This window comes from Amycolatopsis sp. NPDC114505 (assembly GCF_055633615.1).
Genome location: NZ_JBVKDV010000002.1, coordinates 231463 through 255879, shown reverse-complemented (window position 1 = coordinate 255879; position 24417 = coordinate 231463). Strand labels below are relative to the sequence as shown.

Below are 24417 nucleotides of genomic sequence, written 5' to 3'. Positions count from 1 at the left end.
TGAACCGGCCCTCGTGTCCAGCCGACTTCTAGCCCTGGGAGATGTATGCCTCCAGCTGTTCCTGGCTCTTCTCCAACTGCTCCATCCGGTTCTTCACCACGTCCCCGATGGAGATGATCCCCGCGAGCCGACCGTCCACCAGGACCGGGACGTGCCGGATGCGGCGCTCCGTCATCAGGACCGACAGCTGGTCCACCGAGTCCTCCGGACCGCAACTCGCCACCAGCTTGGTCATGATCTCCGATACCGGCCCGTCCAGCAGGCCCGGGCCGTGCTCGTTCAAGCGGCGTACCACGTCGCGCTCGGAGACGATGCCCGCTATCGAACCTTCCGGGGACACCACCACCATCGCGCCCACGTTGTTCTCGGCCAGGCCGGCCAGCAGCGCGGTCACCGTGGTCTCCGGGGTGACCGTTGCGACCGCCGACCCCTTCTTGCGCAGCAGATCCGCAATCCGCATGGCGATCCTTCCCGTCGGTGAGCTGGATCACCACAGGGTAAGGGCACCGGGACCGGCGCGAAAGTCCGGCAAACGGGGCGAATTCGTGGTAATGAAAAAGATTCAGGCTAGGCGTTCGGCCAGGCCGTCCAGGGCCAGGCGGAGGCCGGCCGCGTAGTCGTCGTCGCACAGGGCGTCCAGCCGGGCTCGAGCCAGCTCGAGCTGCTCGCGAGCCGCCTCGGCGTCACCCAGTTTGCGGTAGTCCTCGCCCAGGTTGAGGTGCAGGGACGGGTAGAACCCGCGGGCGGTCGCCGAGTCGGTCATCGCGCCTGCCGCCGCCAGTGCGCGCAAGTCCCACTCCAGCTCCTCCGCCGGGTCGTCGCACACGTCGGCCATGTGGTGCGCCAGCGCGACGCGGTGCAGCGGCTCGCCGTCCGGCCCGATCGACGCCCACAACGCCGTGAACGTCGCGTACGCGCCCGCGCGGTCGCCGCCGATGTGCTGCCGCAGGCCGGCGTCGATCGCCACCAGCACGTCGTCGGTCATGCCGCTCCCTCGTCCGCCAGCGCCCGCAGCCGGGCCAGCCCCGGCCCGATCCGCTCGGCCGCGACCGCACCGTAACCGAAGACGAGCCCGTGCCGCCGCTCCCCCACGGCGAAGTCCCCCAGCGAGTACAGCCGGACGCCGTCGCGGCGGGCGCGACGGACCAAAGTCGACAGATCCGCCGGTGAGGTCGCGCTCAGGTGCAGGCCCGCGGAAGACGGCAACGGCGTCAGGAAATCCGCGAACGACTCGGTGAGCAATCGCGACAGCAGCTCGTGCCGCACACGGTAGACCTTCCGCATCCGCCGGACGTGCCGCGCGAAGCCGCCCTCGGCCATGAACGCCGCCAGGGCCGCCTGCTCGACGTTCGGCGCGTGCCAGTCGGTCAGGTACCGGGCCTTCACCAGAGCCGGCACCAGCGACGGCGGCGCGACGAGGAACCCCAGCCGCAGCGCGGGCGAAAGGACCTTCGAGAACGAGCCGACATACACGACCCGGCCGCGGGAATCCAAGCTGTGCAACGGTTCCAGGGGCCGTCCGGTGTAGCGGAACTCGGTGTCGTAGTCGTCCTCGACGAGCACCGCGTCGTTTCGCTCGGCCCAGTCCAGCAGCTCGAGACGCCGCTCCAGCGACATCGACAGCCCCAGCGGGTACTGGTGCGACGGCGTCACGTACACCAGCCGCGTCCCCGCCGGAATGGCGCCGACGACGATCCCGGACGCGTCCACCGGCACCGGCGCGACCCGCACCCCGCGCGCGGCCAGCACCAGCCGCGGCGGCGGGTAGCCGGGGTCCTCGACGGCGGCCACATCCCCCGCCCTCAGCAGCACGCGCCCGACCAGGTCCGTCGTCTGCTGGGCTCCGGCGGTGACGACGACCTGGGCCGCGCTCGCCCGCACGTCCCGCGACACCCCGATGTGCCGCGCGATCTCGGCGCGCAACGCAGCGTGTCCCTGCGGGTCGCCGTAGGTCATCAGGTCGGCCTGGCCGGCGCGCAGCCGCTGCGTCACGAGCCGGCGCCAGGTGTCGAACGGGAACCGCGTCAGGTCCGGGACGCCGGGCCGGAAGTCGAACTCCGGCGCCGGGGCGAACGGCGCGGGCGGCGACGGCACCGCGTCCCACTCCGGCAGCGGCCGCACCCCCGAAACCGACGACGGCACGGGGCGGGTCAGGGAGGAATCCGTGACGAACGTGCCCGCGCCGACGCGCCCGGCGAGGAACCCCTCCGCGGTGAGCCGGTCGTAGGCCGCGCTGACCGTCGTCCGCGAGACCGCCAGCCGCTGCGCCAGCTCCCGCGTGGGCGGCAGCGCCTCGCCGGACCGGATCCGGCCGTCCAGGATCGCCGCCCGCAGCTGCCGGTAGATCGCGTCGCGGTGCCCGCGCGTCCCGGTCAGGTCGATGTGCACGTCCACCGCTCCAGATTGGCACACCTGAAGTGCCGTGGATTTGGCACTGTCCGTGGTCCGCTCCCCCGCCTAGCGTGCGAAGCATGGATCTCCGCGAACTCGACCGCCGCAGCCTGCTCGTGCTCGACAAGCTCGTCGCCACCGCCACGCCCGCCGACCTCGCCCGCCCGACGCCGTGCGCCGGCTGGACCCTGGCTGACCTCCTCCGCCACCAGGTCAGCGAGAACCACGCCTTCGCGACCGCAGCCCGCGAAGGCTCGGCGCCGAACTGGGACGCCGGCGATCTCGGCGACGACGCCCGGGCCGCCTACCAGGCGTCCGTCGACGACTTCCTCGATGCCATGGCCGACGACGCCGTGCTGGACCGGCAGCTCACGATCAACCACTTCGGCACGTTCCCCGGCACGATCGCCGCGCACATGCACCTCGTCGACACCGTCGCGCACGGCTGGGACCTGGCCCGGACGCTCGGCCTGCCCTACGAGCCGGACGCCGAAGCCGTGCACGTCGCGCTGCGGCTGGCCGAAAACATCCCGGACGAGGGACGCGAGAAGAACGGCTCGTTCGCCCACCGCGTCGAGACCGAAACAGACGCCAGCGAGCTCGACCGGTTCCTCGCCCTCCTCGGCCGCGACCCGGCGTGGACCGTCAGCTGATGTCGGCGGGCGCCGCGCTCCACGTGTCGCACGCCTTCGTCGTCTTCACGTCGTAGCCCGTCTTCGCCCACGACAGCTGGTGCGCGCGCGAGCCGTGGGTGTCGCTGTCGTTGGCGCGGCCGTAGTCGGCGACCGCGGCGTTCGCCAGCGACCGGCTGACCGAGCCGGAACCCGCGACCGCCGCCAGGAACAGCGCCCCGAAGCAGTTCGCCTGCAGCTCGATCCGGCGGACGACCTCCTTGTCGGCGGCGCTGTCCTCCTTCGGCGAGGTCATCTTGTCCGCCGCCGCGGCCAGGATCCCGCTCTCGCGCTGCACGTGGTGGCCGTACTCGTGGGCGATCGTCGCGACGTGGCGGGCCTTGTTGAGCCCGGCGTCCGCCAGCATCCAGTCGGTCGGGGCGTAGATCGTGGTGTCGCCGCCGCAGTAGTAGGCGACGGCTTCGTTCTCCGTCGGCGCTTCGCCGCACGCGCTGTGCTCGGGCAGGGTCACCGAGATGGTGGCGGTCAGCGTCGGCTCGTTCGCCTTCTGCAGCGCCGGGCGCCAGGACTGCTCCAGGCAGTCGACGAGCGCCCCGTAGTAGGCCTTGAGCTGCTCGGCGGCCCGGCCGAGGTCCGGCAGCGAGCACGTGGCGGGCCCAGGCGTGATGCTGTCGGAGAGCAGCGGGTTGCGAGCCAGCTCCTGCACGGGCTTCGCGGGCTTGCCGTCCGAGCCGCCGCCGTACGCGCGGCCGGTGTCGACGCCCTGCGCGACGAACGCGTGGCCGTCGACGCGGTGCGGGATGGTGGCCGCGATCAGCGAGATCGCCAGCACCACGATCATGACTCCGGCGACGGCGCCCCAGAGCCGGCTGTGCGGCGGGGCGATCGGGACGGGCGGCGCGGCGGCCCAGTTCGGTGCCCAGGGGTTCGGCTCGGGCACCCACGCGGGTTCCGGGGACCGGGCCCCGGACGGCAGCGCGGGAAAACCGGGCTCTGCGTCGTCGTTCACGTTCTCCCCCTGCTTCGTGTGACCAGCATACGGACCGGGCGAGAGGGCCGGATCACGAAACGAAAACGCCGCCCGGTGGCCACCAGGACCGTGAGCAAGCGAAACTGTCGGGATGAGTGACCCGTACCTGTGGCTGGAAGACGTGACCGGCGACGACGCGCTCGGCTGGGTGCGCGCCCGCAACGACGAAACGCTGACCGAGCTGACCCGCGGCGCGCGGTTCGCCGAGCTGCGTGACGAGCTGCGCGAGGTGCTCGACGCCGACGACCGGATCCCGTACGTGCGCCGCCGCGGCGAGCTCCTCTACAACTTCTGGCAGGACGCGAGCCACCCGCGCGGCCTGTGGCGCCGGACGACGCTGGAGTCCTACCGCCGGGCCGAGCCCGAGTGGGAGCTGCTGCTCGACGTCGACGCGCTGGCCGAGGCCGAGGGCGAGAACTGGGTCTGGCAGGGCGCGACCGTGCTGCGGCCGGACTACCGGCGCGGCCTGGTCGAGCTGTCCCGCGGCGGCGCGGACGCCACGGTCGTGCGCGAGTTCGACCTCGACGCGCACGAGTTCGTCGACGGCGGTTTCACCCTGCCGGAGGCGAAGACGCGGATCGGCTGGATCGACGAGGACCGCGTCTACGTCGGCACCGACTTCGGCGAGGGCACGCTGACCAGCTCCGGGTATCCGCGGCTGGCCAAGGAGTGGCGCCGCGGCACCCCGATCGAGGCCGCGACCCTGGTGTACGAAGGCAAGCCCGAAGACGTCTCGATCGGCGCGTCCCACGACCCGACCGAAGGCTTCGAACGCGACTTCGTCAGCCGCTCCGTCGACTTCTACCGCTCCGAGCTGTACCTGCGGACGCCCGAAGCGCTGGTCAAGATCGACGTGCCGGACGACGCGAGCGCGTCCGTCCACCGCGAATGGCTGCTGGTCCGGCCGCGCACGGCGTGGACGACCGGCGGCACCGAGCACCCGGCCGGCTCGCTGATCGGCATCCGGTTCGACGACTTCATGGCCGGCGACCGTGCCTTCACGACACTCTTCACCCCCGACGAGCACACCTCGCTCGACTACTGGGCCTGGACGCGCAACCACCTGCTGCTCGGCACGCTGCGCGACGTCCGCACCGAGCTGCGCACCTTGACGCCGGGCCCGGACGGCTGGGCCGAAGAGCCGCTGTCCGGCGGGCCGGAGTTCGGCAGCGCGGACATCTTCGACACCGATCCCGACGTCAGCGACGAGTACCTGCTCAACTCCAGCGGCTTCCTCCAGCCGTCGACGCTGAGCTACGGACACGTCGGCGAAGAGGTCGAAGTGCTGAAGCAGGCTCCGGCGTTCTTCGACGCTTCGGGCATGGACGTCGCGCAGTACTTCGCGACGTCGGAGGACGGCACGAAGATCCCGTACTTCGTCGTCCGGCCCTCGGGCGCCGAAGGCGGGCCGACGCTGCTGACCGGCTACGGCGGCTTCGAGGTCTCGCTGACGCCGTCCTACAGCGGGATGATCGGCCGCGGCTGGCTCGCGCGCGGCGGCACGTACGTCGTCGCGAACATCCGCGGCGGCGGCGAGTACGGGCCGGGCTGGCACACACAGGCGATCAAGGCGCACCGCCACCGCGTCTACGAGGACTTCGCCGCGGTGGCCACGGATCTCGCCGAGCGCGGCATCACGACGCCGGAGCAGCTCGGCATCCAGGGCGGCAGCAACGGCGGCCTGCTGATGGGCGTCATGCTGACGCGCTACCCGGAGCGGTTCGGCGCGATCGTCAGCCAGGTGCCGCTGCTGGACATGCGCCGCTACCACCTGCTGCTGGCCGGCGCGTCGTGGATGGCCGAGTACGGCGACCCGGACGAAGCCGCCGAATGGGAGTACATCTCGAAGTACTCGCCCTACCAGAACGTCCACAGTGGACGCGCGTACCCGCCTTCGCTGTTCGTGACGTCCACGCGCGACGACCGCGTGCACCCCGCCCACGCCCGCAAGATGGTGGCGCTCATGCGTGAGCAGGGGCACGACGTCCGCTACCACGAGAACATCGAAGGCGGCCACGGCGCCGCGGCGGACAACGAGCAGCTGGCGTTCAAGTGGGCGCTGGTGTTCGAGTTCCTGTGGGAGCAGCTCACGAAGTACTGAGCCGTCGGTTACTAATCCGACCACAGTCACGGCCGGATGGCTTTCGTGGCAACGGTTGCCTGCCGCTCAGGGGCCGGCCTACTTTTGGTCGGATTAGTAACGGGCGCGAGCACGACGCCGCCGACGATCAGGGCCAGCGCGGCCACCCGGCCGACGCTGAGCGGGTTCCTTGCTCACGACAGGTAGACGGCAGCCCGGCGAAGACGAGCGTCACCCAGCCCATGAGACGCCTTCGAGGGCCTGACGACGGGAAGCCACGCGGTCGGCTTCGCGGGCGGCGAGGTGCGGGTCGACCAGGGCGTTGGTCAGCTCGGCGTGCACGAACCGGACGTCGTCGACGTCGTAGTGCCCGGCGATGAAGTCGCGCAGGTAGCGCTCGTGGTGGTCGAACGGTGCTCTCGGCGTCCCCGGCGCGTACGTCCCTCCGCGGGCGCCGGCGATGACGAATGCCTTGCCCTTCAACGACATCCGCGGGAACGTCACCTGGTCGATCCACGTCTTGAGCGCGGCCGGGATCGAGAAGTTGTACATCGGCGCGCCGATCAGGACGACGTCGGCTTCGAGCAGCTCGGCCAGCAGTGGCTCGACGATCGCCCAAGCCTGCTTCTGCGCTGGGGTCTCGACGATGTCGGCGTAGTGCGCGGGATCGGTGATGCTCGCGGTCAGGAGTGCGTCGCAGATTTCGGTCCAGGCTTCGCCGATCACCGGGACCGGGTCGGCGGCGAGGTCGCGGTAGGTGCGGGTGCCCTCCCAGGTCGAGGCGTAGCGCGCGGACAGCTCGCGCGAGAACGACGTGCGGCGGGCGCTGGAGTCGAGGTGCAGCAGGTGGCTCACGATTCCTCCTCAAGTGGACGCGGTGTCCACTTGAGGCCAACTGGACGCTGCGTCCGCTTATTCCCTAGGCTCGCGCCATGCCCGAACGCGCCGACGCGGCCCGCAACCGCGCGAAGATCCTCGCGGCGGCCGACGAGCTGTTCACCGCCCACGGCGCCGCCGGCGTGACGATGGAGGACATCGCCCGCGCGGCCGGCGTCGGCCGCGGCACGCTCTACCGCCGCTACCCGGACCGCGCGTCGATCGCCGTGGCCCTGCTGGACGAGCACGAGCGCCGGCTGCAGGAGTCGCTGATCCGCGGCGACCCGCCACTGGGCCCGGGCGCACCGCCGGCCGAGCGGCTGGCGGCGTTCTACGCGGCGATGGTGGACCTGCTGGAGCGGCACGCGCACCTGGTGCTGGGCACGGAGGTGGGCCACTCCCGCTTCACGACGGGCGCGTACGGCTTCTGGCGCACCCACGTCCGCGTGCTGGCGGCGGGCACCGCCGATCCCGACGTCCTGGCCGACATCCTGCTGGCACCCCTCGCACCGGAGCTGTACCTGCACCAGCGGGCGCGGGGCGTGTCGCCGGAGCGGATCACCGCGTCGCTGCGGGAGCTGGCGAGCCTCCTCTAGTCGAGCCCACGCGGCCGAGCCCGCTTCGGGACGTACACCCGCCTCGGTTTCGGCTCTTCGCCGCGGATCCGCGCGAGGGCGACCTCGAAGGCGGTGAACACGTCGGCGACGAAGACGAGCCGTCCGATGCCGAGCCGGTGCAACGCGGGCCCGTGGTCGGCGGCGACCGTGACCGCGACGCCGAGCAGCAGCACCCGCCAGGCCCCGAACACCGCCGCCCGGACCGGCCGGGCGAGGCCCGCGAACCCGATCCGCAGCCGGTCGCAGTGGAAGGGCACGTGCCGCTCCTCGTCGGCGAGGATGCGGGCGGCGACCTGCGTGACCAGCGGGTCGTCGGCGCCGTCGCGCAGGGCGCGGTAGTACCGCAGCGCGACGACCTCGGCGATGAGCAGCACCATCAGCTCCAGCCGCAGCCCGAGGGCCCGCCGCAACCACACGAACACGGTGTCGGACCAGTGTTTCTCGATGGTCGGTACCCCGGCGGCGGCGAGGAGTTCGGCCAGCATCCGTGCGTGGTTCTGTTCCTCGGCGACGAAGAGCCTGACCGCGGCGAGGTAGTCGCCGTCGCCGGCCTTGGCGATGAGGTTGGCGCCGTCGCCGGCTTCACCGACCTGGAACCGTTGAATGCTGCGCGCGACGTCGGGATGCAGCCGGGCGCCGCGTGCCCAGGGCGGGTCCTCTCGACCCCGTCGCCGCTCCGCTTCCGCCTCGAACTCCCGCAACCAGTTCATCGGGCCCGATCCTGCCGCGCGGTCGTGGATTTCCCGAGCGCCTCCGGTGGAGATCCGGTGAAGGTTGACGCGCTACCAAGTTAGGATGCTAGCATTCTGTCATGGCGGACAAGGACGTCAAGCAGTTCAACGTGTACCTCCCCGTGGACCTGATCCGCGAGGTCAAGCACCACGCCGTCGACACCGGGCAGTCGCTGTCGGCGCTCGTCACCGAGGCGCTTCGCCAGTACCTCGCCACCGAAGGAGAACAGCCGTGACCATCGAAGCCGTGTACGTCGAGACGCACAACTGGGGCAAGACAGCCAAGTTCTTCCAGGCCCTCGGGTTCGAGCTCGACTTCGCGACCGACCACAACTCGGGACTGCTGCGCAACGGCGACGGGCCCTACGTCTTCGTCGCCGAAGTGCCCGAGAGCCGGCCGACCGGGATGAAGCTCGTCGTCAAGACCCCGGACGACGCGACACCCGACGTCGACGTCGTCTCCCCCTTCGAGGACACCCACTTCGGGACCCGCGAGATGACCGTCCGCGATCCCGACGGGCGCGAGTGGATCCTCCAAGCCGGCAGCTGAGGGCCGGGCTCAGCGCGGCGCGCGGGCCGCGATGCCGTCCAGGACACAGCCCAAGCCGAACTCGAAGACCTCCTCCGCGCTCCGGTCCGCCCCCTCGATCACCCGGCGCGAGAACTGCGGGTACTCGCCGCTCGCGATGACGTCGCGGATGTACGGACCGACGCTCGCCTGCCACTGTTCCTTCGTCAGGCCCGACCGGCGCTGGGCCTGCAGCTCCGCCAGCTCCTGCGTCACCGTGCCGAAGACGTACGCCAGCACGACGTCCACCGCCCCCGCGACGAACGTGATGTCCCCGGCCAGCGGCGCCGCCGCCGCGAGCGCGGCCTCGTGGCGACGCAGCGAGTTCGCCCCCAGTGCCGGGCGGCCGGGGATCTCGCCGCTTAGCCAGGGGTGCCGCAGCAGCGTCGCGCGGACCTGGCGGGCGATGTTCGCCAGGTCCGCGCGCCAGTCGCCGGTGGGCTCGGTCGTCTCGGCGCCCTTGACCTCGTCGATCATCAGGTCCAGCAGGTCGTCGCGGCTCGCGACGTAGCGGTAGAGCGACGCCGTGCCCGAGCCGAGGTCGGCCGCGACCCGGCGCATCGACAGCGCGGGCAGCCCTTCGGTGTCGGCGATCGTGATCGCCGTCCGCACGATCTGCTCGACGCTCGGGGCCTGACGCCGCGGACTGCGCCGCTCCTTCGCCCAGACCAGCGCCGGCTCGTCCGCCATCGTCGTCCTCCCGGGGGTTCGTTGCGAACAGCGTACCTGATTGGCTACGGTGTATCCGTAGTGAGAACACCGTAGCCACTGGGGGCAAGCATGACTCGCGTACTCATCGCCGGCGGCGGCACCGTCGGCCTGTCCACCGCACTCTTCCTCGCCCACCACGGCGTGGCCGCGCTCGTCGTCGAACGCGCGGACGGCCCGTCCGCGCACCCGCGCGCCACCGGCCTCGGCTTCCGCACCCTGGAGCTCTTCCGCCAGGCGGGGATCGCCGACGCCGTCGAGGCGGTCGCCGTCCGGCGCACCGCCAGCCTCGGCAAGATCTACGCCTCCACGCTGGCGGCGGCGGACCTGCCCGACACGCCGCCCGCCGTGCCGAACAGCCCGAACGTCGCCGCGTCGCGGCACAGCCCGAGCGTGCTGCGCGGCACCTGCCCGCAGGACCGGCTCGACTCGGTGCTCCTCACCGCGGCCCGCGAACGCGGCGCGACCGTCGCGTACTCGACGACGCTCGTTTCGTTCGAGCAGGACGACAGCGGCGTCACCGCGGTCCTCGACGGCCCGGACGGACGGCGGACGGAGCGCGCCGACTACCTGGTCGCGGCCGACGGCGGCCGCAGCGAGGTGCGGGCCGCGCTCGGCATCGGCACGACGGGCCCGGGCGCGCTGGGGCAGCCCCTGCTCAACATCCTCTTCCGCGCCGACCTGACGCCGTACACGAAGGGCCACCACTTCGCGAACTGCACGATCACGACCCCCGAGTCGCCCGGGATGCTGGTGACCGTCGACGCCGAGAAGGACTGGATCTTCCACACCGAGCTCGGCGACGAGCCGGCGGACACTTTCCCGCCGTCGCGCTGCGCCGCGCTGATCCGGGCCGCGGTCGGCGTCCCGGACCTCGCGGTGGAGGTGCTGAGCGTGCTGCCGTGGCGGGTGCGCGGGCTGCTGGCCGACCGCTTCCGCGCCGGCCGCGTTCTTCTCGCCGGCGACGCGGCGCACGCGGTGCCGCCGCTCGGCGCGTTCGGGGCGAACACCGGCATCGCCGACGCGCACAACCTGGCGTGGAAGCTGGCCGCGGTCCTCGACGGCACCGCGGGTCCGGCACTGCTCGACACCTACGAAGCCGAACGCCGTCCGGTGGCGGCACTGGCGCTCGACCAGGCACTGCGACGGCTCGAGGACCCGCGCCTGCACTGGGAGCAGGGCCCCGCCGCGGCGGCGGCCCGCGCCGCGGCCGGCGTCGTCAACGCCCCGGTCGTCCACCTCGGCTACCGCTACGAGTCGGCGGCGGTGCTCGACGCGCGGCCCGGGCTGCCGTCCACCGAGGACGTCGTGCTCGACGGGACACCCGGGTCACGGGTCCCGCACGCCTGGCTCGCCGACGACTTGTCTACTTTGGACCTGATCGGGCGCCGGCTCACCCTGCTCATGGGCCCCGGCGAACCGCCGGCGGGCGACTTCGACGTCCACGTCGTCGAGGACGAAGGTTGGCTGCGGGAAACGGGAATCGAGGACGGCGGCGCGGTACTGGTGCGCCCGGACCACTTCATCGCCTGGCGCGGGCGGCCGGCCGACCTCGATGGGGCGGTGGACCGCATCCTGGCCCGCTGACCATTGTCCGCCGGCCCTCGCGGGAGGAAGGTGGACGCATGACGACCGCCGACGTGTTCCGGGCACTGCACGACCGGCCCGAGCCCCTCCTGCTGCCGAACCCGTGGGACGCCGGAACGGCCCGGCTGCTGGCCGGGCTCGGCTACGAGGCGTTGGCCACGACGAGCCTCGGCGTGGCCAACGTGGTGGGCCGGACCCGCGCGACCCGGGCGGAAATCCTGGCCAACGTCCGGGAGATCGCCGAGGCGACGCCCCTGCCGGTCAACGCGGATCTCGAGAACGGCTTCGCCGACGACCCGGCCGAAGCGGCGAAGATGATCGACGCGGCGGCCGACGCGGGCGCGGCCGGCGTGTCGATCGAGGACCAGTCGAGCGACCCGGACGCGCCGATCTACGACTTCGGCCTGGCGGTCGACCGCGTCCGCGCGGCGGTCGAGACGGCACGGGCGCGTTCGGTGGTGCTCACGGCCCGCACCGAGAACCAGCTGTGGGGCGCGAACGACTTCGCCGACACGATCAAGCGCCTGCAGGCATTCGAAGAAGCGGGCGCCGACGTGCTGTACGCGCCGGGGTTGCGGACTTTGTCGGAGATGCGCGCGGTGGTGTCGTCGGTGGGCAAGCCGGTCAACGTCGTGATGGGCTTCGCGGACCCGTCGATCACCCTGGACCAGCTGGCCGCGATCGGCGTCCGCCGCGTCAGCATCGGCGCGGCCTTGTCGCGGCTCGCGTTGAAGTCCTTCATGGACGGAGCTCGCGAAATGCTCGCGGGCCGGTTCGAGTTCGTCGGCGACCTGCCGCCGGTTTCCGAGCTGCAGCAGGCGTTCGACTGAACGCCTGCCGCAGCTCGACCGTCAGCTACAACCGGACGTCGCGCCGCAGCCTTCGCAGGCGTAGCACGAGCCTGCCGGGCGCATCTTCGTTCCGCACGTCATGCACAGCGGGGCGTCCGCCGCCTTGCCGAGGCGGAGCTCCATCAGCTCCGTCGTCGTCTGGGCTTCGCGGTGCGGGTGCAGGGGCTCCTCCGCGTGCGGCTCCGGCGAGGAGTCCACTGTGGACCTCAGGGTTTCGAGGTCCGGTGTGCCGTAGCTCGCCTCCACCTCCGCCGAGCGCTCGTCCGCCGACAGGATGCCCAGCTGCGAACGCTTCTCGTGCGGCAGGTAGTCCAGCGCCAGGCGGCGGAACAGGTAGTCCATCACGCTCGTCGCGATGCGGATGTCCGGGTCGTCGGTCATGCCCGCCGGCTCGAAGCGCAGGTTCGAGAACTTCGAGACGTAGAACTCGAGCGGGATGCCGTGCTGCAGGCCCACCGAGATCGACATCGAGAACGCGTCCATCACGCCCGCGAGGGTCGAGCCCTGCTTGCCCAGCTTGACGAAGATCTCGCCGAGGCCGTCGTCCGGGTACGACCCCGCCGTCAGGTAGCCCTCCGCGCCGCCGACGGTGAACGACACCGTCTGGCTCGGGCGCTTCTTCGGCAGGCGCTTGCGCACCGGCCGGTACTCGACGACCTTCTCCGGCTCCGCGACGGCCTTGTCCTTCTTGGCCGTCGACAGCGGCTGGCCGACCTTGCAGTTGTCGCGGTAGATCGCCAGCGCCTTGAGACCGAGCTTCCAGCCCTGGAAGTAGATCTCCTCGACCTCTTCGACCGTCGCCGTCTCCGGCATGTTGACCGTCTTCGAGATGGCACCCGACAGGAACGGCTGCACCGCCGCCATCATCCGGACGTGCCCCATCGGCGCGATCGAGCGCTCGCCGACCGCGCAGTCGAACACCTCGTAGTGCTCGGGACGCAGCCCCGGCGCGTCGACGACGTGACCGTTCTGCGCGACGAACTCGACGATCGCCTCGACCTGCTCCGCCTGGTAGCCCAGCGCTTCGAGCGCCCGCGGCACCGTCTGGTTGACGATCTGCATCGAGCCGCCGCCGACGAGCTTCTTGAACTTCACCAGCGAGAAGTCCGGCTCGATGCCGGTGGTGTCGCAGTCCATCATGAAGCCGATGGTGCCGGTGGGCGCGAGCACGGACGCCTGCGCGTTGCGCCAGCCGTGCTTCGTGCCGATGTCGATGCCCTTCTTCCACTCCTGCGTCGCCAGCGCGCGAACCGCGGCGTCGTTCGAGTGGTAGGTGCGGACGAGCTCGTTCGCCGCCGCGTGCTTGCGCATCACGCGCTGGTGCGACTCGGCGTTGCGCGCGTAACCCTCGTACGCGCCGACCGCCTGGGCCATCTCCGCCGAGCGCCGGTACGAAACACCGGTCATCAGCGACGTGATCGCCGCCGCGAGCGCGCGGCCGCCGTCGGAGTCGTACGCGTGGCCGAGCGCCATCAGCAGCGCGCCCAGGTTGGCGTACCCGATGCCGAGCTGGCGGAACTTCCGCGTGGTGTCGGCGATCGGCTCGGTCGGGAAGTCCGCGAAGCAGATCGAGACGTCCATCGCGGTGATGATGAACTCGACGGCGCGCGCGAACAGCGGCGCGTCGAACGTGCCCTCGGGCGTGACGAACTTGAGCAGGTTCAGCGACGCGAGGTTGCAGCTCGAGTTGTCGAGGTGCATGTACTCACTGCACGGGTTCGACGCGGTGATCCGGCCCGACTCCGGGCAGGTGTGCCAGTCGTTGATCGTGCCGTCGTACTGGATGCCGGGGTCGGCGCACTCCCACGCGGCCTGGGCGACGCCGCGGAACAGCTTCTTCGCGTCGGTCCGGTCGATCACCTCGCCGGTGAGCCGGGCGCGCAGGCCGAAGTCGGTGCCGTTCTCGACCGCCTGCATGAACTCGTCGGACACGCGGACCGAGTTGTTCGCGTTCTGGTACTGCACCGAGGAGATGTCCGCGCCGGAGAGGTCCATGTCGAACCCGGCGTCGCGCAGGACCTTGATCTTCTCCTCTTCCCGCGCCTTCGTCCGGACGAACTCCTCGATGTCCGGGTGGTCGATGTCGAGCACGACCATCTTCGCCGCGCGCCGGGTGGCGCCGCCGGACTTGATGGTGCCCGCGGACGCGTCGGCGCCGCGCATGAACGAGACCGGGCCGGACGCGGTGCCGCCGGAGGTGAGCAGCTCCTTCGAGGAGCGGATGCGCGAGAGGTTCAGGCCGGCGCCCGAGCCGCCCTTGAAGATGAGGCCCTCTTCGCGATACCAGTTGAGGATCGACTCCATCGTGTCGTCGACGGCGAGGATGAAACACGCCGAGACCTGCTGCTTCGACGTCGTGCCGACGTTGAACCAGACCGGGGAGTTGAAGCTGAAGACCTGGTGCAGCAGCATCCAGGTGAGCTCGTGCTCGAAGATCTCGAGGTCCTGCGGTGCGGCAAAGTAGCCGTGGTCGCGCGCGGCCTTGACGTACGTCTTCACGACGCGGTCGATGAGCTGCTTGAGGCTGCGCTCGCGCTGCGGGCTGCCGACGGCACCGCGGAAGTACTTGCTGGTGACGATGTTCGTGGCGTTGACCGACCAGGACGCGGGGAACTCCACACCGCGCTGTTCGAAGTTGACCGAGCCGTCGCGCCAGTTCGTCATCACGACGTCGCGCTGTTCCCAGGTCACCTGGTCGTAGGGGTGCTTCCCCTCGGTCGTGAAGACGCGCTTCACGCTCAGGCCGCCGGTGGCCTTGCTCTTCTTGCCGGCGGCCGCGCCGGCCCCGGTTCCCACGGTTTCGGTCATCGGTCGATCCCTCACTCCCGCAGCGGGACGGTCAGTCACCGTCGTCGCGCTGATCGCTCTCCTCCGGGGCAGCAGAACCCGCCATGGCCTCACGGAGATCGGAGATCTCCTTCTCGAAGTCTTCGACCGACGAGAAGGAGCGGTAGACACTGGCGAACCGGAGGTAGGCGACCCCGTCGAGGTCACGCAGCGGGCCCAGGATGGCCAGGCCGACCTCGTGACTCGGGATCTCCGCCAGACCGGCGGAGCGGATCGACTCCTCCACGCGCTGCGCGAGCTGCTGCAGCGCGTCGTCGTCGACCGGCCTGCCCTGGCAGGCGCGGCGGACGCCGCTCACCACCTTGTCCCGGCTGAACTGTTCGGTGACCCCGGACCGCTTGACGACGGCGAGCACCATCGTCTCCGAAGTCGTGAACCGCCGTCCGCACGACGCGCACGAGCGCCGCCGGCGGATCGCCTGGCCTTCATCCACCTCTCGGGAGTCGACGACCCGGGAGTCCGCATGCCGGCAGAACGGGCACCTCATCCGCCGATCACCTTCCCCTCACGGCCGACCGCCCCGGTCGACGTCCGCCGGCCACCACGCACCCCTGCACCTGGTGATCGTTTTGTGGACATCCGGTGGGTAAGAGCCGACCAGCTGTGGACAACTGCTGTCCAGTCTACCCCAACCTGTGGACCAACTACAGCGGTGTAACTACTACATATAGCGGGCGAGCGTAGAACTCGGCGGGGGCGTGCGCAAGCGACACGGCCGCGGCCGACCCCGCCCGGGTGAGAACCGAACGGACCATCCCGCGGCGACGCTGGCGTTCACCGGTTCGGCCCAGCGGAAGGTTCACCGGAGCGAGTGATCTTCGTCCGGCCGGTCCGCGGGCATCACGGCGCGGGGACGGCACCGGCGACCGGCACCGTCAGCGGCAGCCCGGGCACCAGGACGGCCTCGTCCAGGCGGTTGAGCTCCTTGATCCGGGCGACGACCGCGCTCGAGTCGCTGTCCGGCGCGAACCGCGCGGCCAGCGAAGAAAGGGTGTCACCCTGACCGACCGACACCGTGGCCGTCTGTTCCGGCACGGGCGCGCTCGCGGCGCCGCCACCACCGAAAACGCCGAGCCCGGTGACCACGAGGCAGCTCGCGACGGCGAGCGCGGCGAGCCACGGCCACCGCACCGGCACCCGGCGCGGTGCCGCGCACGGGGAACCGGCCGGGCGACGACCCGCGACGACGCGTGCGCGTGTCGGCGGGCGCTGCACCTCGCCGCGGCGCCCGCGCAGGACGCGCACGGGCCGGGGTGGCGCCGGGACCGGGATCGCCGGGCGGGCCTGCCCGCGTTCGGCCAGAATGGACATCCGAACCTCCTCGAAACCCTGGTGTCCGCCTGTTTCCGGGGCCGGGGCCGGCCCGTGGATCAAGGTCGAACAGGCGTTCTATCGAACGCCCGTGCGAAGGTCTACCACCTGCCACCGACAAAATCGAGCGGACACGGCGTGTCGATCGAACAGATGTTTGAAATCGTCGTGCCCGGGGGCTAACGTCGGTGACCAGGGCATCTGCCGGGCAGATGCCGCCGGCGAGGCTGCCCGCACCCGGCGGGCGGCAGCCGGCGCGCGATACGTGCAGCGAACGTCTGGGAGGCGACGCAGTGGCGAAGGAGAACAAGGCGGGCAGGACCAGTGGGTCCCCCGGGGGCAGTGTGCACTCCATGCCGGAGGTGTACGACGTGGACGAGACCCTCACCGTCCGCCAGCAGCAGGTCCTCGACGTCATCCGCGGCTGGGTGAGCCGCTTCGGCTACCCGCCGAGCGTGCGCGAGATCGGGGAGGCGGTCGGGCTGACGTCGACGTCGTCGGTCTCGCACCAGCTGCGTGCCCTGCAGCGCAAGGGTTATCTGCGGCGGGACGCGAACCGTCCCCGCGCGGTCGGTGTGCTCTCGGCGACCGACGACAACCCCATGGGCATCGAGATGGACCAGCAGCCGGTCATGCCGAAGGCGGCGTACGTGCCGCTGGTCGGCCGGATCGCCGCCGGTGGCCCGGTGCTGGCCGAGCAGGCCATCGAGGACGTCTTCCCGCTGCCGCGGGAGATCGTCGGCGAGGGTGAGCTGTTCCTGCTGAAGGTCACCGGCGACTCGATGATCGACGCGGCCATCACCGACGGCGACTGGGTCGTGGTCCGGCAGCAGCCGGACGCGGACAACGGCGAGATCGTCGCGGCGATGATCGACGGCGAGGCCACGGTCAAGACGTTCAAGCGCAAGGGCGGCCACATCTGGCTGATGCCGCACAACGAGGCGTACGAGCCGATCCCCGGCGACGACGCGACGGTGCTCGGCAAGGTCGTCGCCGTGCTGCGACGCCTTTGAGGGGTGCCCTCCGGGCTATCGCACGGCCCGGGAGGTTCACCGGATCGGATGATCTTGGCCGTGGGGAGCCGAGATCGGCAGCGGAGCCACCGCGGGCGTGATCCCGCCGGCGGGCAGGACGGGAAGCCCGGCCCCGTCCCCCGCCGAGCCGGACGACGTGCTCGTGTTCGCCCCTCCGTGCGATGCGCAGGACGCGCGGCCACGCCGGCCGCGCCCCGCACCGCTCGGAGGGGCCGGCCGTCCGCCGGACGGCGACCGCGTCAGGCGCGGCGGCGGCGCAGCCTGGTGAAGCCGAACCAGCCGAGGCCCACCACGGCGACCGCGATCCCCGCCGCCGGCAGCACCGGCACTCCCCCGCCGTCCGACGCACCGCCGCTCGCACTCGACGCGGGCTTGCCGTCCGCCGAAGCCGACACGGGAGGAGCCAGCGCCGCCGCGCCCTTCACCGCGCGGATCGGCTCGCCGACCCCCTCACTGCCCGAAAGCAGCGTCCCGTCGGGGTCGAACGCGATCGCCTCGCCCTGCTTCTCCCCCGGCAGCGGGATCCGGACCGGCGTCCGCTGCAGCGCGGCCAGCACGTCGCCGTCGGGAACCGCGTACACGTACGCGTCGGTGTAAGTCCGCAGCGCCACGACGTTTCCGTCGGCCGAAGACGCGCCGCCCGTCACGAGCACCGAGCCGAACGAACCCACCGGGCCGCCCGGCGTGTCGGTCTCGGAGATCTTCACCGTGCCGACCTTCTCCAGGTTGGTCGGCCCGGGACTGGCCAGCGGCCCCGAAGGCCGGTACACCTTGGCCTCGCCGAGGATGTCCTTGGTGATCAGGTACGGCGTTCCCGCCTTGTCCATGATCAGCGCTTCGGTGTCGTGCTGGCCGTCCGGGTACGTGAGCCGGTGCACGGTCACCTTGCCCGCCGGGCTCATCTCCAGGAGGGCGACCGTCAGCCGGCCCTTCTTGTTGTCGCCGGTGTCGGACAGCCAGAGCGTCCCGTCGGGGGTGCGGGCCAGGTCTTCGACGTCGAACGGGTCCGTCTTGTCGGACAGGACCTTCTGGACCTTGCAGTCCCGGCCCAGGACGAACACCTGGACCTTGGTGCCGCCGTCGTTGATCGCGTAGAGCTTCGAGCCGTCGGAAACCAGGCCGGACAGCTCGCCGATGCGCGAGTCCTTCACCGAGCACAACGGCTGCGGCGTTTCCGCCGCCGACGCCGGTGAAGGCCCGCTCGACAACGCCAAGAACCCCGCCGCCGTCGCGACCACCCAGCGCACCCAGCCACCTCCGAAAACATTCCAGTGTGCGATCACGCCGATCGCACACTGGAATGTAGACGTCTCAGGCCCGGGTCGAGTTGGTCTCGTACTCCCGCAAAGCCGCGGCGAGATCCGGGCGGACCCGCGCCAGCAGGCGCGTGCCGTCCTCGGCGTGCTCCTCTTCGAGCACCTCGCCTTCCGCGTGCACCCGCGCGACCAGCTCGCCGCGCGCGTAGGGCACGAGGGCGTCGACCGTGACCTCCGGCCGGGGCAGTCGCTCGGCGATCACCTCGACGAGCTCCGCGATGCCCGCCCCGGTCCGCGCCGAGACCGGCACCGAGCCGGCCAGCGCGTGCCGCAGCCGGGCGAGGCTGACCTCGTCGGACGCGTCGATCTTGTTGATCACCAGCAGCTCCGGCGGGAGCGGCTCGTTGCGCTTGCGCGTGATCTCGCCGAGCACCTCGCGCACGGCGCTGACCTGCTCCTCCGGCGCCGGGTCGGCCCCGTCCACCACGTGCACGAGCAGGTCGGCGTCCGCCGCCTCCTCGAGCGTCGAGCGGAACGCGTCCACCAGCTGGTGCGGCAGGTGCCGCACGAACCCGACGGTGTCGGTCAGCGTGTAACCACGCCCGTCCGCGGTCTGCGCGCGCCGCGTGGTCGGGTCGAGGGTGGCGAACAAGGCGTCCTCCACCAGCACCCCGGCCCCGGTCAGCGCGTTGAGCAGGCTCGACTTGCCGGCGTTGGTGTAGCCGACGATCGCCACGCTGGGCACCTCGTTGGCCAGCCGCCGCCCGCGCTTGGTCTCGCGGATGGTGTCCATGGCGGCGATCTCCCGGCGCAGCTTCGCCACGCGCTTGTTGATCCGCCGCCGGTCGGTCTCGAGCTTGGTCTCACCGGGACCACGCAGGCCCACGCCGCCGTTCGCGCCACCGGCGCGGCCACCGGCCTGCCGGGACAGCGACGCACCCCACCCGCGCAGCCGCGGGATCAGGTACTGCAGCTGGGCCAGCTCGACCTGCGCCTTGCCCTCCTTGGACCGGGCGTGCTGGGCGAAGATGTCGAGGATCAGGGCGGTCCGGTCGATGACCTTGACCTTGACCTTCTCCTCGAGCTGCCGCAGCTGGCCCGGCGAGAGCTCGCCATCGCAGATCACGGTGTCGGCGCCGGTCGAAACGACGATGTCGCGGACTTCCCGCACCTTGCCCGAGCCGATGTAGGTGGCCGGGTCCGGCTTGGTCCGCCGCTGGATGAGCCCTTCGAGGACTTCCGAGCCCGCCGTCTCGGCCAGGCGCGCCAGCTCGGCCAGCGACGCCTCGGACTGCAGGGCGGTGCCCTCGGTCCACACGCCGACCAGTACGACGCGTTCGAGCCGCAGTTGCCGGTACTCGACCTCGGTGACGTCGTCGAGCTCGGTGGACAGTCCCGCGACGCGCCGCAGGGACGCGCGGTCCTCGAGCTCCATCTCGCCTGTCGACGGGTCGTACAGGTCGTCGTCGTGGTCTTCGGTGTGTGTCAGTTCTGTCATCGTGCCTCCATGTTCCCACGATTCGCCGCGGGAACCGAACTTTTACGTGCTGGGATAGGTGGCGAGGTAGACCGCGGTGCGCTCGGCGCCGGGACGGCGGGGGCGCGCGCGGAACTCCTCGAACAGGGCGTCGAGCCGGGTTTCCAGCTCTTCCCGCTCCTCAGGGGCCACCTGGACGACGAGGCGCGTCTGACGCACTTCCTCGAGACCGGTATCGGCGATCTCGGCCAGATAGGCCTCGAGCGCCGCCTGCTTCACACCCTGATCACCGCATGAGTCGAGTGTCCACGACAGCCCCGTCGAAAGATACGGAATTTCCTTCGCGCCCCGGGCTCCGCGGCGCGGCGGCTGCGCGGCCAGGAACCCGGTCTCGACGAGCTTGCGCACGTGGTGCAGGGTGGTCGCCGGGTCCCGCCCGAGCCGCTCGGCGAGCTCCTTGTTCGTGAGCGCCTCCGAGAAGGTCAACCGGATGATGCGCAGCCGTATTCCGGAGGCCAGGGCGGCGGCCTCGGCTTCGCTGGCGGTACGTCGTTTCTCGGGCGGCACGCGCACAGCCTAGAGCGAACAGTGATTGACACTTTCCAATCACTCGGGCCAGACTCGGGAGCCATGCACAGGGGGTCACTCTTCCGCCACGCCGACTTCAGGCGGCTCTTCGCCGGCGACACGGCCAGTCAGCTCGGCACGTTCGTCGGCAACACCGCCGTCCCGCTGCTGGCCGCGGTGACACTGGCCGCGACGCCGTTCGAGATGGGTCTGCTGGCCGCGGCCGAGACGCTCGCCTTCCTGCTGCTCGGGCTGCCCGCCGGGGTGTGGGTCGACCGGTTGAGCCGCCGCCGGGTGATGCTCACCGCCGACTTCACCCGGTTCGCGCTGCTGCTGAGCGTGCCGATCGCCTGGTGGGCGGGCGTGCTGACGCTCGCGCAGCTGCTGGTGGTCGTCCTGCTCGTCGGCATCGCGACGCTGTTCTTCGACATCGCGTACCAGTCGTACCTGCCTTCGCTCGTCGGCCGGGAGCGCCTGGTGGAGGGCAACGCGAAGCTGCAGGCCGTCCAGTCGACCGCGCAGATCGCCGGGCCGAGCGCGGCCGGCGTGCTGGTCCAGCTCATCAGCGCGGCGAACACGGTGCTCGTCACCGGCCTCGGCTTCCTGACGTCGGCGCTGTGCCTGCTCCGCATCCGCGCGAGGGACCCCGAGCCGGACCGCGGCGTCCACGCCCGGCTGCTCCCGCAGATCGTCGAGGGGCTGCGGTTCGTCTTCTCCGACAAGCCGTTGCGCGCGATCGTGGCGTGCACGGCGACGGCGAACTTCTTCGGCGGCGCGCTCGCCGCCGTGCAGGTGTTGTTCCTGACGCGGGTCGCCGGGCTGCCGCCGGCCGCGGTCGGCGTGCTGCTGGCGGCCGGCGGCGCGGGCGGGATCCTCGGCGCGCTCTGCTCCGGCGCGGTCACCCGGCGGCTCGGCCAGGCGCGGGCGATCTGGCTGGTCCCGCTGTTCACCTGGCCCGGCCAGCTCATGCTCGCCCTCGCCGCGCCGGGCTGGCGCCTCGTGCTCGCCGGGGCCGGCCTGGTCCTCGGCGGGTTCGGCCTCGTCACCTACAACGTCGCGCAGGTCTCCTACCGGCAGGCGATCTGCCCGGACCGGCTGCTCGGCCGGATGAACGCGAGCGTCCGGTTCGTCGTCTGGGGCACGATCCCGCTCGGCGGCCTGCTGGGCGGCGCGCTCGGCGAAGTGCTCGGGCTGCACGGCGCGCTGTGGGTGGCGCTCGCCGGCGAGGTGGCCTCGGCGTTGTGGGTGGTGTGCTCGCCCCTGCGGCACATGCGCGATCTGCCGACCGCGGCGAAAAGCGGTTCTCCCGCCGCCTAGAGTTGGTTCATGAGTACTCCCTACGAGCGCCCGCGAGTCCCGGACAAGGTCGGTGTCGACGGTCTGGAGGCCCAGTGGGTACCCGTATGGGAGTCCACCGGCGCCTACCGCTTCGACCGCACGAAGACGCGCGAAGAGGTCTACTCGATCGACACGCCGCCGCCGACGGTCAGCGGGTCGCTGCACATCGGGCACGTCTTCTCCTTCACCCACACCGACGTTCTCGCGCGGTTCAAGCGGATGCGCGGGCTCGAGGTGTTCTACCCGATGGGGTGGGACGACAACGGCCTGCCGACCGAACGTCGCGTGCAGAACCACTTCGGCGTCCGCTGCGATCCGTCGCTGCCCTACGACCCGGCCTTCCGCGCCCCGGAGAAGCCGGGCAAGGACGTGGTCTCGATCTCGCGGCGGAACTTCGTCGAGCTGTGCGAAACCCTGACCGTGACCGACGAGAAGGCGTTCGAGGCGTTGTGGCGGCAGCTCGGGCTGTCGGTCGACTGGACGATGACCTACCAGACGATCGGCCACGACTCGCGGCTGATCTCGCAGCGCGCGTTCCTGCGCAACCTCGGACGGGGTGAGGCGTACCAGGCCGAAGCGCCGACGCTCTGGGACATCAGCTTCCGCACCGCCGTCGCACAAGCCGAACTGGAGGACCGCGAACGCCCCGGTGCGTTCCACGACCTCGCGTTCACGGCCGAGGACGGCTCGGACGTCGTGATCGCGACGACCCGGCCGGAGCTGCTGCCCGCGTGCGTCGCGCTGGTCGCGCACCCGGACGACGAGCGCTTCAAGCCGCTGTTCGGGAAGTCCGTGCGGTCGCCGGTGTTCGGAGTCGAGGTGCCGGTGGTGGCACACCACTTGGCGGATCCCGAAAAGGGCCGCGGCATCGCGATGGTCTGCACCTTCGGCGACATCACCGACATCACGTGGTGGCGCGAGCTGCGCCTGGCGACGCGGGTGGTCCTGGGGCGCGACGGCCGGTTCCTGCCCGACGCGCCGCACGGCGTGCCGGCGGAGGCGTACGCGCCGCTGGTCGGCAAGACCGTCCACACGGGACGCGAGATCATGGTCCGGCTGCTGCGCGAATCCGGTGCCCTGCACGGGGAACCGCGGCCGATCACGCACTCGGTGAAGTTCTACGAACAGGGCGACCGGCCGCTGGAGATCGTGGCCAGCCGGCAGTGGTACCTGCGCAACGGCGGCACCGACGAGGCGTTCCGGAGCCGCATGCTGGCCCGCGGCGAAGAGCTGAACTGGGTGCCGAAGCACATGAAGGTGCGCTACTCGTCGTGGGTCGAGAACCTGGCCGGCGACTGGCTGGTCAGCCGCCAGCGGTTCTTCGGCGTGCCGATCCCGTTGTGGTACCGGGTCGATCCCCATGGTGAGCCGGATTACGACGCGCGTCTGCTGCCGGACGACACCGCGTTGCCGGTCGACCCGAGCAGCGACGTCCCGCCGGGCTTCACCGAAGACCAGCGCGGCGTGCCGGGCGGGTTCGTCGCCGAGGCGGACGTGATGGACACGTGGGCGACGTCGTCGCTGACGCCGCAGATCGTCGGCCGCTGGAGCCTCGACGACGACCTGTTCGAGCGGGTCTTCCCGATGGACCTGCGGCCGCAGGCGCACGAGATCATCCGCACCTGGCTGTTTTCGACGGCGGTGCGTGCGGAGCTGGAGCACCGCGTGCTGCCGTGGCGGGCGGCGTCGATCGCGGGCTGGGTGCTCGACCCGGACCGCAAGAAGATGTCGAAGTCCAAGGGCAACGTGACGACACCGGTGGACCTGCTGGAGCGCTTCGGCTCCGACGCGGTGCGGTACTGGGCGGCGAGCGCGCGCCCCGGCGTCGACACGGCGGTGGACGAAGGCCAGATGAAGGTCGGCCGCCGCCTGGCGACGAAGCTGCTCAACGCGAGCCGGTTCGTGCTCGGTCTCGGCGTGCCGACGCCGGACGCGGTCGCCACGGAGCCGCTGGACCGGGCGCTGCTGGCTTCACTGGCCGTCGTCGTCGAGCAGGCGACGGCGGCGTTGGAGGCACTGGACTACGCGCGGGCGCTGCAGGTGACGGAGACGTTCTTCTGGACGTTCTGCGACGACTACGTCGAGCTGGTGAAGGGCCGCGCGTACGGCGACAGCGGGCCGGCGGGAGCGCAGTCGGCCCAGGCCGCGCTGGTGACGGCGTTGTCGGCGGTGCTGCGGCTGTTCGCGCCGTTCCTGCCGTTCGCGACCGAGGAGGTCTGGTCGTGGTGGCAGGAGGGTTCGGTGCACCGGGCGTCCTGGCCCGCGGCGTCGGCGTCCGAGGGCGATCCGGAACTGCTGACGCTGGCCGGCGAGGTGATCGCCGCGGTGCGCCGGGCGAAGACGGACGCGAAGGTGTCGATGCGGACGGCGGTGGAGACGCTGACGGTGACCGGCCCGGCCGAGGTGCTGGCCCGGTTCGCGGGCATCGAGCCGGACATCCGTCTCGCGGGCGCGATCACGTCGGTGGAGACGCGCGAAGGCGACTTCTCGGTGCAAGCGAAGATCTGACGCCGGTG

General features: G+C 71.3%; 23 protein-coding genes. 10 read left to right on the top strand and 13 right to left on the bottom strand.

From position 1 onward, the window contains the following. Positions 1-28: 28 nt before the first annotated feature. The 3 genes from ACZ7OU_RS19225 to pdxR form a co-directional block, all read right to left on the bottom strand. Positions 29-460, bottom strand: coding sequence for a CBS domain-containing protein (locus tag ACZ7OU_RS19225; protein WP_470238703.1), 432 nt, complete (start codon positions 458-460; stop codon positions 29-31). A gap of 102 nt (positions 461-562) precedes the next feature. Beyond that, on the bottom strand, positions 563-985 hold the full coding sequence (locus ACZ7OU_RS19220; protein ID WP_470256106.1) for a hypothetical protein: 423 nt from the start codon (positions 983-985) through the stop codon (positions 563-565). Continuing rightward, the gene (pdxR, locus tag ACZ7OU_RS19215) at positions 982-2394 is read right to left on the bottom strand and encodes a MocR-like pyridoxine biosynthesis transcription factor PdxR (RefSeq protein ID WP_470256105.1); all 1413 of its coding nucleotides are present in this window, start codon (positions 2392-2394) and stop codon (positions 982-984) included. Before pdxR ends, ACZ7OU_RS19220 begins: the two co-directional genes overlap by 4 nt. A gap of 77 nt (positions 2395-2471) precedes the next feature. Between pdxR and ACZ7OU_RS19210 the strand changes: the two genes are divergently transcribed. After that, positions 2472-3044, top strand: a complete 573-nt coding sequence (locus ACZ7OU_RS19210) for a TIGR03086 family metal-binding protein (RefSeq protein ID WP_470256104.1) — start codon at positions 2472-2474, stop codon at positions 3042-3044. Here ACZ7OU_RS19210 and ACZ7OU_RS19205 read toward each other — a convergent pair. Then, positions 3037-4032 carry a neutral zinc metallopeptidase gene (locus ACZ7OU_RS19205; protein ID WP_470256103.1) on the bottom strand — a complete coding sequence of 332 codons (996 nt, stop codon included), beginning with the start codon at positions 4030-4032 and terminating at the stop codon, positions 3037-3039. The two genes, ACZ7OU_RS19210 and ACZ7OU_RS19205, sit on opposite strands and share 8 nt — an antisense overlap. A gap of 112 nt (positions 4033-4144) precedes the next feature. Here ACZ7OU_RS19205 and ACZ7OU_RS19200 point away from each other — a divergent pair, with 112 nt between their 5' ends. Then, the gene (locus tag ACZ7OU_RS19200) at positions 4145-6154 is read left to right on the top strand and encodes a prolyl oligopeptidase family serine peptidase (protein WP_470238708.1); all 2010 of its coding nucleotides are present in this window, start codon (positions 4145-4147) and stop codon (positions 6152-6154) included. Positions 6155-6364: 210 nt separating this feature from the next. Here the strand turns inward: ACZ7OU_RS19200 and ACZ7OU_RS19195 are convergent, their stop codons facing one another. Continuing rightward, a complete protein-coding gene (locus ACZ7OU_RS19195) occupies positions 6365-6988 on the bottom strand; it encodes an FMN-dependent NADH-azoreductase (protein WP_470256102.1) in 624 nt (207 codons plus the stop codon). Between the two features lie 77 nt (positions 6989-7065). Here ACZ7OU_RS19195 and ACZ7OU_RS19190 point away from each other — a divergent pair, with 77 nt between their 5' ends. Next, the gene (locus ACZ7OU_RS19190) at positions 7066-7605 is read left to right on the top strand and encodes a TetR/AcrR family transcriptional regulator (RefSeq protein WP_470256101.1); all 540 of its coding nucleotides are present in this window, start codon (positions 7066-7068) and stop codon (positions 7603-7605) included. Here the strand turns inward: ACZ7OU_RS19190 and ACZ7OU_RS19185 are convergent. After that, on the bottom strand, positions 7602-8336 hold the full coding sequence (locus tag ACZ7OU_RS19185) for a ferritin-like domain-containing protein (RefSeq protein ID WP_470256100.1): 735 nt from the start codon (positions 8334-8336) through the stop codon (positions 7602-7604). The genes ACZ7OU_RS19190 and ACZ7OU_RS19185 overlap by 4 nt on opposite strands. A gap of 101 nt (positions 8337-8437) precedes the next feature. On the opposite strand from ACZ7OU_RS19185, the gene ACZ7OU_RS19180 reads away from it, so the two are divergent. Both ACZ7OU_RS19180 and ACZ7OU_RS19175 read left to right on the top strand, forming a co-directional pair. Next, entirely contained in the window at positions 8438-8593 is a 156-nt protein-coding gene (locus ACZ7OU_RS19180; protein WP_470256099.1) for a ribbon-helix-helix domain-containing protein, read from the top strand. Then, on the top strand, positions 8590-8907 hold the full coding sequence (locus tag ACZ7OU_RS19175) for a VOC family protein (RefSeq protein ID WP_470238713.1): 318 nt from the start codon (positions 8590-8592) through the stop codon (positions 8905-8907). The genes ACZ7OU_RS19180 and ACZ7OU_RS19175 overlap by 4 nt, the downstream gene beginning before the upstream one ends. A gap of 9 nt (positions 8908-8916) precedes the next feature. Here the strand turns inward: ACZ7OU_RS19175 and ACZ7OU_RS19170 are convergent, their stop codons facing one another. Continuing rightward, on the bottom strand, positions 8917-9615 hold the full coding sequence (locus tag ACZ7OU_RS19170) for a TetR/AcrR family transcriptional regulator C-terminal domain-containing protein (protein WP_470238714.1): 699 nt from the start codon (positions 9613-9615) through the stop codon (positions 8917-8919). Between the two features lie 90 nt (positions 9616-9705). Here ACZ7OU_RS19170 and ACZ7OU_RS19165 point away from each other — a divergent pair, with 90 nt between their 5' ends. Both ACZ7OU_RS19165 and ACZ7OU_RS19160 read left to right on the top strand, forming a co-directional pair. Next, positions 9706-11220, top strand: coding sequence for an FAD-dependent monooxygenase (locus ACZ7OU_RS19165; RefSeq protein ID WP_470256098.1), 1515 nt, complete (start codon positions 9706-9708; stop codon positions 11218-11220). Between the two features lie 38 nt (positions 11221-11258). Next, positions 11259-12050 (top strand): isocitrate lyase/PEP mutase family protein, encoded by a 792-nt coding sequence (locus tag ACZ7OU_RS19160; protein ID WP_470256097.1) that lies wholly within the window; start codon positions 11259-11261, stop codon positions 12048-12050. Between the two features lie 21 nt (positions 12051-12071). Here the strand turns inward: ACZ7OU_RS19160 and ACZ7OU_RS19155 are convergent, their stop codons facing one another. From ACZ7OU_RS19155 to ACZ7OU_RS19145, 3 genes are all read right to left on the bottom strand, one after another. Beyond that, a complete protein-coding gene (locus tag ACZ7OU_RS19155) occupies positions 12072-14879 on the bottom strand; it encodes a vitamin B12-dependent ribonucleotide reductase (RefSeq protein WP_470238717.1) in 2808 nt (935 codons plus the stop codon). 31 nt (positions 14880-14910) lie between these two features. Further along, positions 14911-15405 carry a transcriptional regulator NrdR gene (gene nrdR, locus ACZ7OU_RS19150; protein ID WP_470238718.1) on the bottom strand — a complete coding sequence of 165 codons (495 nt, stop codon included), beginning with the start codon at positions 15403-15405 and terminating at the stop codon, positions 14911-14913. A 353-nt stretch (positions 15406-15758) separates the two neighbouring features. Continuing rightward, positions 15759-16229 carry a LysM peptidoglycan-binding domain-containing protein gene (locus ACZ7OU_RS19145; protein ID WP_470256096.1) on the bottom strand — a complete coding sequence of 157 codons (471 nt, stop codon included), beginning with the start codon at positions 16227-16229 and terminating at the stop codon, positions 15759-15761. A 353-nt stretch (positions 16230-16582) separates the two neighbouring features. On the opposite strand from ACZ7OU_RS19145, the gene lexA reads away from it, so the two are divergent. Beyond that, positions 16583-17242, top strand: a complete 660-nt coding sequence (lexA, locus tag ACZ7OU_RS19140; RefSeq protein ID WP_364385062.1) for a transcriptional repressor LexA — start codon at positions 16583-16585, stop codon at positions 17240-17242. A 260-nt stretch (positions 17243-17502) separates the two neighbouring features. Here the strand turns inward: lexA and ACZ7OU_RS19135 are convergent, their stop codons facing one another. From ACZ7OU_RS19135 to ACZ7OU_RS19125, 3 genes are all read right to left on the bottom strand, one after another. Continuing rightward, positions 17503-18510, bottom strand: a complete 1008-nt coding sequence (locus ACZ7OU_RS19135) for an NHL repeat-containing protein (protein WP_470256095.1) — start codon at positions 18508-18510, stop codon at positions 17503-17505. A gap of 64 nt (positions 18511-18574) precedes the next feature. Then, on the bottom strand, positions 18575-20017 hold the full coding sequence (gene hflX, locus ACZ7OU_RS19130; protein WP_470238721.1) for a GTPase HflX: 1443 nt from the start codon (positions 20015-20017) through the stop codon (positions 18575-18577). 42 nt (positions 20018-20059) lie between these two features. Beyond that, complete coding sequence (locus ACZ7OU_RS19125; protein ID WP_470256094.1) at positions 20060-20563, bottom strand: ArsR/SmtB family transcription factor; 504 nt, start codon at positions 20561-20563, stop codon at positions 20060-20062. 63 nt (positions 20564-20626) lie between these two features. Between ACZ7OU_RS19125 and ACZ7OU_RS19120 the strand changes: the two genes are divergently transcribed. Together ACZ7OU_RS19120 and valS are read left to right on the top strand one after the other, a co-directional pair. Continuing rightward, positions 20627-21880: an MFS transporter gene (locus ACZ7OU_RS19120; protein ID WP_470256093.1), complete on the top strand. Its 1254-nt coding sequence runs from the start codon at positions 20627-20629 to the stop codon at positions 21878-21880. Positions 21881-21889: 9 nt separating this feature from the next. Beyond that, a complete protein-coding gene (valS, locus tag ACZ7OU_RS19115; RefSeq protein ID WP_470256092.1) occupies positions 21890-24409 on the top strand; it encodes a valine--tRNA ligase in 2520 nt (839 codons plus the stop codon). Positions 24410-24417: the final 8 nt, after the last annotated feature.

Bases quoted from the DNA above. Each gene is read 5' to 3' on its own strand.
- ACZ7OU_RS19225 (WP_470238703.1), bottom strand. From the start codon at position 460: ATGCGGATTGCGGATCTGCTGCGCAAGAAGGGGTCGGCGGTCGCAACG.
- ACZ7OU_RS19220 (WP_470256106.1), bottom strand. From the start codon at position 985: ATGACCGACGACGTGCTGGTGGCGATCGACGCCGGCCTGCGGCAGCAC.
- ACZ7OU_RS19210 (WP_470256104.1), top strand. From the start codon at position 2,472: ATGGATCTCCGCGAACTCGACCGCCGCAGCCTGCTCGTGCTCGACAAG.
- ACZ7OU_RS19200 (WP_470238708.1), top strand. From the start codon at position 4,145: ATGAGTGACCCGTACCTGTGGCTGGAAGACGTGACCGGCGACGACGCG.
- ACZ7OU_RS19190 (WP_470256101.1), top strand. From the start codon at position 7,066: ATGCCCGAACGCGCCGACGCGGCCCGCAACCGCGCGAAGATCCTCGCG.
- ACZ7OU_RS19185 (WP_470256100.1), bottom strand. From the start codon at position 8,336: ATGAACTGGTTGCGGGAGTTCGAGGCGGAAGCGGAGCGGCGACGGGGT.
- ACZ7OU_RS19180 (WP_470256099.1), top strand. From the start codon at position 8,438: ATGGCGGACAAGGACGTCAAGCAGTTCAACGTGTACCTCCCCGTGGAC.
- ACZ7OU_RS19170 (WP_470238714.1), bottom strand. From the start codon at position 9,615: ATGGCGGACGAGCCGGCGCTGGTCTGGGCGAAGGAGCGGCGCAGTCCG.
- ACZ7OU_RS19165 (WP_470256098.1), top strand. From the start codon at position 9,706: ATGACTCGCGTACTCATCGCCGGCGGCGGCACCGTCGGCCTGTCCACC.
- ACZ7OU_RS19160 (WP_470256097.1), top strand. From the start codon at position 11,259: ATGACGACCGCCGACGTGTTCCGGGCACTGCACGACCGGCCCGAGCCC.
- ACZ7OU_RS19155 (WP_470238717.1), bottom strand. From the start codon at position 14,879: ATGACCGAAACCGTGGGAACCGGGGCCGGCGCGGCCGCCGGCAAGAAG.
- nrdR (WP_470238718.1), bottom strand. From the start codon at position 15,405: ATGAGGTGCCCGTTCTGCCGGCATGCGGACTCCCGGGTCGTCGACTCC.
- ACZ7OU_RS19145 (WP_470256096.1), bottom strand. From the start codon at position 16,229: ATGTCCATTCTGGCCGAACGCGGGCAGGCCCGCCCGGCGATCCCGGTC.
- lexA (WP_364385062.1), top strand. From the start codon at position 16,583: ATGCCGGAGGTGTACGACGTGGACGAGACCCTCACCGTCCGCCAGCAG.
- hflX (WP_470238721.1), bottom strand. From the start codon at position 20,017: ATGACAGAACTGACACACACCGAAGACCACGACGACGACCTGTACGAC.
- ACZ7OU_RS19120 (WP_470256093.1), top strand. From the start codon at position 20,627: ATGCACAGGGGGTCACTCTTCCGCCACGCCGACTTCAGGCGGCTCTTC.
- valS (WP_470256092.1), top strand. From the start codon at position 21,890: ATGAGTACTCCCTACGAGCGCCCGCGAGTCCCGGACAAGGTCGGTGTC.